Raw genomic sequence first — 9359 nt, 5'->3', positions numbered from 1 at the left:
CGGGGGCCGAAGGAACGGGCACAGCCTTACCGGGCCCGGAGGCCGCCGCCTGCTGTGCGCCGCCGCTTTCTGCCGGGGCGGCGGGGAGCGCCGCTTGCCGGACGGCGGCCGTGGGGAGCGGGATGGACAACGGCGCGAGCCTGTCCTGCACCGGCACCGCGAAGCTGACAGGCAGCGCAAGGCGGACGGCAAGGATCAGCCAGGCCAGCCGGAAGAACCGTGCGGACAGCGTGGTACGCGCAAAATGCCGCAGTACCAGCAGCGCCGCGATGAGCGCGCATGTCCAGGGCAGCATGCCCAGCACAGCGTAAAACAGGTCATTCAGCACCGGGCTCGCCCGCCTTTCGCAGCAGTTCTTTCAGCTCTGCCAATTCGCTGCCGGTAAGCGCTTCGTCCTGCACCAGCGCGGCGACCATACCCGCCACGGAGTTTTTGTAGTAGCGCCGCAGCAGGCCGTTTGTCTCCATGCGGCGGTAGTCTTCCTCCCGCACCCGTGCGCGGTACAGCGTGAAGCGGCCCTCGCGCGTTACTTCCACGAAGCTTTTGTCCGCCAGGCGGCCCAGCAGGACCTTGAGCGTGGAAAGCGACCACGCCTTATCCGCAAGGTCCTCCAGCAGGCGTGCGGTGCGCACGGGCTGCGTGTGCGTCCACAGCGCGAGCATCACGTCCAGCTCAGCCTCCGGCAGTTTTTCAAGCGGTTTTTTCGGCATTGTCCGGCCCCTCCTTTTTCGTTGACAATTGTCGTTGATTTTACGGTATCATATTCCGTGACATTTGTCAACGAAAAAACAGCGGAAGACGGTTGCAAAACGCGGGGAAGGGGTACATAATAAAAGCAGCCGCCTGTGGGACGGGCGGCGAAGCAGAAGAGGCGGCCGGCCGCGGCGCGGCCGCGGATGTGCCCGCACAGGGACGCACCAGGAAAGGACGGTTTGATTTTTATGACATATTCCATCGTGACAAGCAGTAAAACGGGCAATACCCAGGCCGTGGCGGACGCCATTGCCGCCGCGCTGCCGCCGGAGGGCTGCGTTTACCGCGGCGCGCCCGCGCCGGAGGCTCTTGACGCGGACGTGATATTCGCCGGATTCTGGACAGACAAGGGCACATGCGCACAGGACATGGCCGGGTTTTTGCCTTTGTGCGGCGGCAAAAAGGTGGCGCTGTTCGGTACGGCGGGGTTCGGCGGGGACCCGGACTATTTCAATATGCTGCTGGAGAATGTGAAAAAGCTGCTGCCCTCGGACGCCGTATATCTGGGCGGCTGGATGTGTCAGGGCCGGATGCCCGGCAGCGTGCGCGCCCGCTTTGCCGCGCAATTGGAGCAGGACCCGGAAAACGCCAACGCAAAACGCATGCTGGAAAATTTCGACCGCGCGCTGTCTCATCCGGACGAAGCGGACCTCGCTGCCGCCGCATTTTTTAGCAATGGGAAGCTTGCTGGGGACACCGCTGCGGCTGAATCTCTGTAAGCAGGCATGCCGTGCGGCGCTTTTAACAATGGGAAGCTTGTTGGGGAGACCATTGCGGCTGAATCCCTGTAAGCAGGAGTGAACAGTGGTGTTTTTGGCATAGAAAAAGCTTGCCTGACCGGCAAACACACAGAGATTCGGCTGTGTGTTTTGGTCAGGCAAGCTTTCCGTTGTTATTGAGATGAGTTTTTTATTGCGGAGCAATCAAAAATCAGTTGCTGTTGCTGCGGCGGCCCAGCAGGCGCAGGATATACAGGAAGATGTTGATGAAGTCCAGATAAAGCTGGAGCGCCGCGAAGATGGACGCTTTCTTCGACATTTCGTAATCGCCTTCGAACGCTGCGTGCAGCTGTTTGATCTTCTGCGTATCATATGCCGTCAGGCCCATGAACACGGCCAGGCCGACAAAGCAGATGATGCGGTCGAACCCGGAGAGCGGCAGGAACATGGAGATGAGCCAGAATACCAAAAGGAAGATCAGCCCGGCCGTCAGGATAGGACGCAGGCCGGAAAGGTCGCGCTTGGTGAACCAGCCGTAGGCCGCCAGCACGCCGAAATACAGCGAGGTCAGCGCGAACACGGTGAGCAGGATCTGAACGTCGTAAGCGAAAAAGACCGCGGAAAACGTGATGCCGTTGAGCACCGCGTAGGCGAAGAACAGGCCGCGGGCCGCGCCGATGCTCAGCTTATGCAGACGGGCGGAAAGCACCATCACCACGACGATCTCGGCAATGGCAAGCGCGAATACCGCAGGCATGCCCATCGTCAGCAGGTAATACAGGCCGCCGCCCGCAGAAAACGCGATAGCGGTACCGAACGTGACCAGCAAACCCAGGAACATCCAGCCAAAGGTCTTGGCGGTATATACGTTCAGAGGCTCGGAGGCGAGACCGCCCTCCATCCACTGGCTGCCATTTTCCTGGAACATAGGGTCAAGACCCTGTTGCTCATTCATGGATCAATCCCTCATTTCTGTTGTGTATGGGTGGAATGTGCCGTATTGCACATGACAAAAGTATAGCATGCTCAACGCCCGTTTTCAAGATACAGCGCGCAAAGGTCTGCCAGAATATCCTCCGGCAGCATGCCCTGCTGGGACAGGCGCGCCGCGCACCGGTCGGCCGCGAGGCCGTGCAGATAAACGCCGCACACGGCTGCCTGCGCCGGGGCCAGGCCCTGCGCGGCCAGCCCGGCAATCATCCCGGCCAGCACATCGCCGCTGCCGCCGCGGGCCAGGCCCGCGTTTCCGGTACGGTTTTCGTACAGCCGCCCGGCCGGCGTGGCCGTCAGTGTGCGGTGGCCCTTCAGCACCACCACGGCGTCCAGCTGTTTGGCCATGGCCAGCGCCGTTTCGGCAGGCGCTGCCAGCACCTGCTGCACGGAGGTGTGGGCAAGGCGCGCCATTTCGCCCGGATGCGGCGTGACGATGATCCGCCCGGCCGCGGGGCGCATGGCCTGCTTTTCGGCGGCAAGGCTGCACAGGCCGCCGGCGTCCAGCACCACTGTGCCGCGGGTGCGTTCCAGCAGAAGCTTCATTTCCCGCGCGGTGGTTTCATCGGCTTCACGCCCGCAGCCCGCCAGGCATACGGTGGCGGTTTCGGCCATGGAGGCGAGCGCGCTTTCATCCGGCAGCGGCAGGAACGTGGCCTCCAGAACGCGCGCGGCAATGCTTTGGATGACGGATTCTCCCGCGGCCAGCGTAACGACGCCCGCGCCGGCGCGCAGTGCGCCCAGCACGGAAAGAGCGGCGGCGCCGCGGTAGGCCGGGCAGCCGCAGACAGCCAGCACACGGCCGTACGCGCCCTTGTGGCTTTCCGGGGGACGCGGCGGCAAAGCGGCGAACACCATTTCATTCGTGATGACAGCAGGCATAAGAACACTTCCTTTTTTACAGCGGCGGAGCCGGGAATACGGGACCATAGGACCGCCCGGTGCACACGAGCCGCGGGCGAGGCATGCGGGCCGCGGCGCGGGCGTCAGCTTTTTTTAGTGAACACGGGCGGCGTGCAAAGCGTGAGCCTGAAAATATGGTATACTGGTATTGCAGACTTTGCTATTATTGTATCACAAAATCCGCTTCTCAGACGAACGGGCCCGAAAATATTTGCGAGGGCTGCAGTCCGGGACAAAGCAGGCTTCCCATTGTTAAAAAACGCGGCCGACGCACCGACACACAGAGATTCAGCCGCGGCAGCTGGCTCAATGGTTTTCCGTTGTTGAAAAAATTCAGCCGCAGCGGCCCGTAAATCGGGTTTCCCATTGTTAAAAACATGGCCGGCGCGCCGACGCACAGAGATTCAGCCGCGGCGGCTGGCTCAATGCGTTTTCCGCTGTTAAAAGAATTTAGCTGCGGAGGCCCGTAAAGCAGGCTTCCCGTTGTTAAAAAAACGCGGCCAACGCGCCGACGCGCAGAGATTCAGCCGCGGCAGCTGGCGCAGCGCGCTTCCCGTTGTTAAAAAAACGCGGCCGACGCGCCGACGCACAGAGATTCAGCCGCGGCAGCTGGCGCAGCGCGCTTCCCGTTGTTAAAAAAACGCGGCCGACGCGCCGACGCACAGAGATTCAGCTGCGGCGGCCGGCTCAGCGCGCTTCTCGTTGTTAAAAAAACGCGGCCGACGCGCCGACGCACAGAGATTCAGCCGCGGCAGCTGGCGCAGCGAGCTTCCCATTGTTAAAAATTGTTAAAAAAGGAGAGAGGGTATGGACGGACGTTTGCGCAGGCTGGTGGAGGCCAGCGAAGCGATTGTGTTTTTCGGTGGAGCGGGCGTGTCGTGCGAGAGCGGCATCCCGGATTTCCGCAGCACGGACGGGCTGTATCACCAGGAATACCGCTGGCCGCCGGAGGAAATTCTGTCCCACGATTTTTTCGAACGCCGGCCGGAAGAGTTCTTCCGCTTTTACCGCGACAAAATGCTGTACCCGCAGGCGGAGCCGAACGCGGCGCACCTTGCCCTTGCGCGGCTGGAGCAGGCCGGTAAGCTGAAAGCCGTCGTCACGCAGAACATTGACGGCCTGCACCAGGCGGCGGGCAGCAAAAACGTGCTGGAGCTGCACGGCAGCGTGTACCGCAACCACTGCACGCGCTGCGGCGCGTTTTATACGCTGGATGACGTGCTGCGCTCCGAAGGCGTGCCGCGGTGCGGCTGCGGCGGCGTCATCAAGCCGGACGTGGTGCTGTACGGAGAAGCGCTGGATGAAACGACGCTCAACGCGGCTGTGCGCGCCATCCGCCGTGCGGACCTGCTGCTGGTAGGCGGTACGTCGCTGAACGTTTACCCCGCGGCGGGCCTGCTGTGCTATTTTACAGGCGCCGCGCTGGCGGTCGTCAACAAGACGCCGACCCCGGCAGACGCCCGGGCAGACCTGGTGATCCAGGCCTCTATCGGCCGCGTACTGGGCGGCTTTGAGGACTGAATTGTAAAAAAACAAATAAACATACAAAAAATGTTTTAAATCACTTGCTTTTTTGTGTAATATGCATGTATGATAAGAATGTAGATTTTCCACAGAACGGAGCGAGTGGAGATGCGGGAAACAGAGAATACGGCATACGCACGCAAAAGGGAATTTTTACTGTGCACCGACATCTGCGGCAGCGCGCTGGACACGCTGCGCAGCCGGCAGGAGCAAGCCTATTGCCCGGCGCTGGTAGAGGTGTTTGAGCTGGAGGAGCACGCGCAGGAGGCGCGGCGTGCCTGGATGTCTGTTGCACTGGAAAGCCGCCTGCGCGGCGGGAACCGGTTCCGTCTGCTGTCACAGGCATGTGTGCGCATCGCACAGCAGGGGGCCGCCGTGCCGGGGCTGGACGGCATTCTGCATTGGGTGGAGAGCGGCAGCGAGCTGACGCACGGCGCGCTTGCGGCCCGCGTGAAGCGCGGCGCGGGCCCCGCCCTGGCGCGGGCGCTGGCCTGGAGCCGGGAGGTGAACCGCCGCCTGACGGCCATGCCCAAGGAGTGCGCGCCCTTTGCCGCGGTGGAAGGCTGCCTTGCCGCGGTGCGCGCCGTGGCGGACGTGGTGGCCATGGGCACAGGCACGCCTGCGGCGGTGAGAGGCGAATGGACGCGGGGCGGCTTGTCCGGCTATACGGACGCGGTGTTCGCCGCGCCGCAGGACGGCAAGGCGGAGGCGCTCATTCCCGTTTTCGGCGCCGGATACCTGCCTTCGCACATGCTGGTGGTGGGCGATACGCTTGGCGACGCGGCACTGGCCGCGCAGGCGGGCGCGTTGTTTTTTCCCATCCTGCCGGGCCGCGAGGAAGCGTGCTGGCAGCGGCTGGCCGAGGAAGGCTTCCCGAAATTTTTGCACGGCAGCTTTGCGGGCGCATACGAGGACACGCTGCGCAAGGCCCAGCGGTCGCTTTTGCCCTAGGCGAAGCGGCCGGCGGCAAAACGGCGCATTCGATAAACGGCAAGGAGGAACGCCCCATGGACGGCAAACGGCGTGCGGACATCCGCCCCGGACAACAGGTGGAGATCGTACTTAAAAAAGACCAGCCCACCGGCAGGCGCACCCGCGGTGTGGTGCGGCGCATCCTGACAAACAGCCCCACCCACCCCCACGGCATCAAGGTGATGCTGGAGGACGGGCAGGTAGGCCGCGTACAGGCTGTGCTGGACGCGCCGGCTCCGCAATGAAAAAACCCCAGCCTTTTGGCTGGGGTTTTTGAATGGAGCGGATTACGAGGCTCGAACTCGCCACCTTCTGCTTGGGAAGCAGACGCTCTACCAGATGAGCTAAATCCGCGGAGCATTTATTATTTTAATCGCTTCGCGGCATTTTGTCAATGCATTGCGGGCAAAAAATAGAGCGGCACGCCGTTTTGCCGGTTATTCTGAAAAACCGTTTTTCAGTGCGCGCACATAGCGGGACGCCTTGGCGATCTGCTCATAGCTGAGCTGGCGGATGTCATCCACCAGATTAAACGCATTGATTTTTTCCTCGCGGTACATCTGCTCCAGAAAACGGTGGTATTCTTCGTCCAGAACGATATCCACCATGCGCTTGCCGTGGGCGCTGAGCGAACGGAACTTGCGGATGCGTTTGATCTCCTCCGAGCTGAAGATCTCGCTTGGATGGGTGTTCAGCAATTCGTCCAGCGAACAGTTCAGCACGCGGGTAATGGCTGTGATCGTCTCCCAGGTGGGGTTCTGATTTTCTCCAGAAAACAATTTCGACACCGTGCGGTACGGGACGCCGGACTGCTCGGCGATGCTGACGCAGGAAAGATTGCGCACCTCGCGGATCTCATTGAGCTTTCGAATGTTCATAAATTTCTCCTTGTCCCGCAATATTTGCCTTTTATGGTAAGTAAATATTACCTTAAAAGGTAATATTTGTCAATGATAACAGTATTAAGAAAAAAATACGTGTTTTTTGCCAATATGAATTTCCCTATTGTAATGATATGATTACAGACGCTACACATCCTGCGGCATTTTCATTTTTGCCTGCTTGTGTGCGTGCAACGAACACAGGAAAGGTGAGGCTGCTTTATTTTGTCGTTTTGTTTATGATTTTGTCGATTTTACAAAAAATGGTATTTTTCACATCTGAACTGCGATAAAATAAAAGCGTAGATTTACCGCGAAAATAAAGGGAAAAGGGGTTCATTTCGGGTATGAGGTATACGGTGGTGTGCGAGTGTTCGTTCGATGATGTGAATGGGGAATATGCCACCTATGCGCTTGCCTGGGGCGAGGCATGCGTGCATGACGTTTCGGTGGACGCGGCCTTTGTCCAGCGCGTGGCGGACGCGCTGAACGGCCAGGACGTATCCCCCGAGCATGTGTACAACGTGCTGGACAACTTTTACGGTATGGGCGAAGCCGCCCCGGTCACCCGCCGCTGGTGGGAATGAACGGCAGGCAGCAGCCCGCCCCGGCCCCGTTTTGGGGGTTTTGCACAAGTCAGCTTGCCAAAAAAGGCGGGCGAAAAAGCAAAACTTCAGGAACATTTTACGAAAATTTGACAGCGGCATTCCCTTTGTGCGTCCATTCGTTGTAACGCCGCCGACACTGTGCTACAATAAATGACAGTGTGAGCCGGGCGTGCAGGGCGAAGGCGCGCTTGCCGTGCGGCTCTGGGAACGTGAAATTTTCCTGGAGGCGAAACAATGACGTACACGCGCAAGAACAAAGGCGTTTGCTCTCTTTCCACTGAAGTGACGCTCACAGACGACGGCGTCATCGAATCCGTTACAGTCGTGGGCGGCTGCAACGGCAACCTGAAAGGCATCAGCGCCCTGCTCACGGGGCTCAGGGCGGAGGACGCCATCCGGCGCCTCAAGGGCCTTACCTGCGGCAGCAAGCACACCTCCTGCCCGGACCAGATCGCGTTGGCGCTGGAAGAAGCGCTGGCAAAATGAACCATCCATAAGATACCAGGAACATCAAAAACACGGGCCGCGCGGCCCGTGTTTTTTTCGGCTTTGCACGGCAAAGCCGGAAAAACGGCCGTGCGGCCCGGGACGGGCCACGGCCTTACGCTCAAAAGCGCCGGGGCACAGGAGTGCCCGGACGCGCAAAAAAAACACGGGCCCGGCAGCCCGTGTTTTTTTCGGTCCGTTTGCGGCCATACTTCCCCTGTAAAGGAGCGTTCGGACGGATGAATTACACTTTCAGCGGATTTTCAAAGGCGGGCAACGCCGTGGTGCGCGGCGCCATTGCGGCGGCGCAGGACATGGGCCATACTTACGTTGGCACCGAACACCTGCTGCTGGCGCTGGCGCGGGACGACACGGGCGAAGCGGCTGCTTTTTTGTTGGAAAGGCAGGTCTACGGCTATCAGGTGGGGCGGCTGCTGCGCGAGCAGGTGGGCTGCGGCAGGCGCACGCGCCTTTCCCCAAGGGATTTCACGCCCGCGCTTTCCAAATGCGTGGACTGCGCGGTGATCGAGGCCAAGGCCGTGTCCGACGGGAAGGTGGAGCCGGTGCATCTGCTGGCCGCGCTGCTGGAGGCTCCGGCAACGGCGGGGCGCATTCTGGTGCAGCTTGGCGTGGAGCCCGCCGCCGCGGCAAAGGAATGCGGCCGGCGCATGGGCAAGTTCCCGCTGTTCCAGCAGACGCCCCGGCCCGTAACGAGCCCCCGGGGCGCGGCGCGCGCCGCCGAAAAATACGGCAAGGACCTGACGAGCCTGGCCGAGCAGGACAAGCTGGACCCGGTGCTGGGCCGCGACAGCGAATTGCTGCGCATGGAGCAGATCCTGGTGCGGCGGCGCAAAAACAACCCCTGTCTGGTGGGCGAGCCGGGCGTGGGCAAGACGGCTGTGGTGGAAGGGCTGGCCCGGCGCATCGCCGCGGGACAGGTGCCGCCCCAGCTCCGGGGCAAGCGCATCCTTTCGCTGGACATCACCAGCCTTGTGGCGGGCACCAAGTACCGGGGCGATTTTGAGGAGCGGTTCAAGAACGTATTGCTGGATGTGCAGCGTGCCGGGGATGTGATTTTATTCATCGACGAGGTGCACGCCATCGTGGGCGCGGGCGCGGCGGAGGGCGGCATCGACGCCTGCGGCATCCTCAAGCCCCTGCTGGCGCGCGGGGACATCCAGCTCATCGGCGCGACAACGCGGGTGGAATACCGCCGCCACATTGAAAAGGACGCGGCGCTGGCCCGGCGCTTCGGCGCGGTGGAGGTGGAGGAGCCGGGCCAGGAGACCGCCGTGGAGATCCTGCAGGGGCTTGCGCCGCGCTACGCGGCGCATCACGGAGTGGAGATCGCGCCGGAGGCTGTGCGGGCGGCAGTGACGCTCTCGGCGCGGTATCTGCCCGAACGCTTCTTGCCGGACAAGGCGCTGGACCTGCTGGACGAGGCGTGCAGCGCGGTGCGCATTGAGGCTGCGGAGCGGCCGGGAGGGCCGGAAAAGCCCGCCGTGACGGCGGCGCACATCGCG

Annotated in this window: 12 protein-coding genes and 1 tRNA gene; 7 read left to right on the top strand and 6 right to left on the bottom strand. The window is 61.5% G+C overall.

What is annotated here, in order from left to right; genetic code table 11:
• Together IIY41_RS13270 and IIY41_RS13265 are read right to left on the bottom strand one after the other, a co-directional pair.
• Positions 1-328: hypothetical protein (locus IIY41_RS13270; RefSeq protein ID WP_287401138.1), on the bottom strand; the 328-nt coding region annotated here is incomplete at its 3' end.
• Positions 318-710: a BlaI/MecI/CopY family transcriptional regulator gene (locus IIY41_RS13265; RefSeq protein WP_058723965.1), complete on the bottom strand. Its 393-nt coding sequence runs from the start codon at positions 708-710 to the stop codon at positions 318-320. The genes IIY41_RS13270 and IIY41_RS13265, both read right to left, overlap by 11 nt.
• Before the next feature lie 231 nt (positions 711-941).
• Between IIY41_RS13265 and bilS the strand changes: the two genes are divergently transcribed.
• The gene (gene bilS, locus IIY41_RS13260; protein ID WP_050006598.1) at positions 942-1472 is read left to right on the top strand and encodes a flavodoxin family protein BilS; all 531 of its coding nucleotides are present in this window, start codon (positions 942-944) and stop codon (positions 1470-1472) included.
• 211 nt (positions 1473-1683) lie between these two features.
• On the opposite strand, the gene IIY41_RS13255 is transcribed toward bilS, so the two are convergent.
• On the bottom strand, positions 1684-2427 hold the full coding sequence (locus IIY41_RS13255) for a Bax inhibitor-1/YccA family protein (RefSeq protein ID WP_202195839.1): 744 nt from the start codon (positions 2425-2427) through the stop codon (positions 1684-1686).
• A 71-nt stretch (positions 2428-2498) separates the two neighbouring features.
• Positions 2499-3344 (bottom strand): NAD(P)H-hydrate dehydratase, encoded by an 846-nt coding sequence (locus IIY41_RS13250; protein WP_058723964.1) that lies wholly within the window; start codon positions 3342-3344, stop codon positions 2499-2501.
• A gap of 828 nt (positions 3345-4172) precedes the next feature.
• Here IIY41_RS13250 and IIY41_RS13245 point away from each other — a divergent pair.
• The 3 genes from IIY41_RS13245 (at position 4173) to IIY41_RS13235 (ending at position 6106) form a co-directional block, all read left to right on the top strand.
• Complete coding sequence (locus IIY41_RS13245; protein ID WP_287401134.1) at positions 4173-4886, top strand: NAD-dependent protein deacylase; 714 nt, start codon at positions 4173-4175, stop codon at positions 4884-4886.
• 111 nt (positions 4887-4997) lie between these two features.
• Positions 4998-5840 (top strand): hypothetical protein, encoded by an 843-nt coding sequence (locus IIY41_RS13240; protein WP_009322580.1) that lies wholly within the window; start codon positions 4998-5000, stop codon positions 5838-5840.
• Between the two features lie 56 nt (positions 5841-5896).
• Positions 5897-6106 (top strand): YwbE family protein, encoded by a 210-nt coding sequence (locus tag IIY41_RS13235; RefSeq protein WP_009322581.1) that lies wholly within the window; start codon positions 5897-5899, stop codon positions 6104-6106.
• Positions 6107-6139: 33 nt separating this feature from the next.
• Here the strand turns inward: IIY41_RS13235 and IIY41_RS13230 are convergent.
• Positions 6140-6215 (bottom strand) — tRNA-Gly (locus tag IIY41_RS13230).
• Between the two features lie 83 nt (positions 6216-6298).
• Positions 6299-6739 carry a helix-turn-helix domain-containing protein gene (locus IIY41_RS13225; protein WP_009322582.1) on the bottom strand — a complete coding sequence of 147 codons (441 nt, stop codon included), beginning with the start codon at positions 6737-6739 and terminating at the stop codon, positions 6299-6301.
• A 350-nt stretch (positions 6740-7089) separates the two neighbouring features.
• Here IIY41_RS13225 and IIY41_RS13220 point away from each other — a divergent pair, with 350 nt between their 5' ends.
• The 3 genes from IIY41_RS13220 to IIY41_RS13210 form a co-directional block, all read left to right on the top strand.
• Positions 7090-7329 (top strand): hypothetical protein, encoded by a 240-nt coding sequence (locus IIY41_RS13220; protein WP_040909638.1) that lies wholly within the window; start codon positions 7090-7092, stop codon positions 7327-7329.
• A 255-nt stretch (positions 7330-7584) separates the two neighbouring features.
• Positions 7585-7836, top strand: coding sequence for a TIGR03905 family TSCPD domain-containing protein (locus tag IIY41_RS13215; protein ID WP_009322584.1), 252 nt, complete (start codon positions 7585-7587; stop codon positions 7834-7836).
• Positions 7837-8075: 239 nt separating this feature from the next.
• A partial coding sequence (locus IIY41_RS13210) for a Clp protease N-terminal domain-containing protein (RefSeq protein WP_287401129.1) occupies positions 8076-9359 on the top strand: 1284 nt, incomplete at its 3' end.

It is taken from the genome of Ruthenibacterium sp. (assembly GCF_017421385.1).
Taxonomy (GTDB): Bacteria; Bacillota; Clostridia; order Oscillospirales; family Ruminococcaceae; genus Ruthenibacterium; species Ruthenibacterium lactatiformans.
The sequence above is the reverse complement of the archived record's forward strand: the minus strand, read 5'-3'. Positions and strand labels throughout refer to the sequence as shown.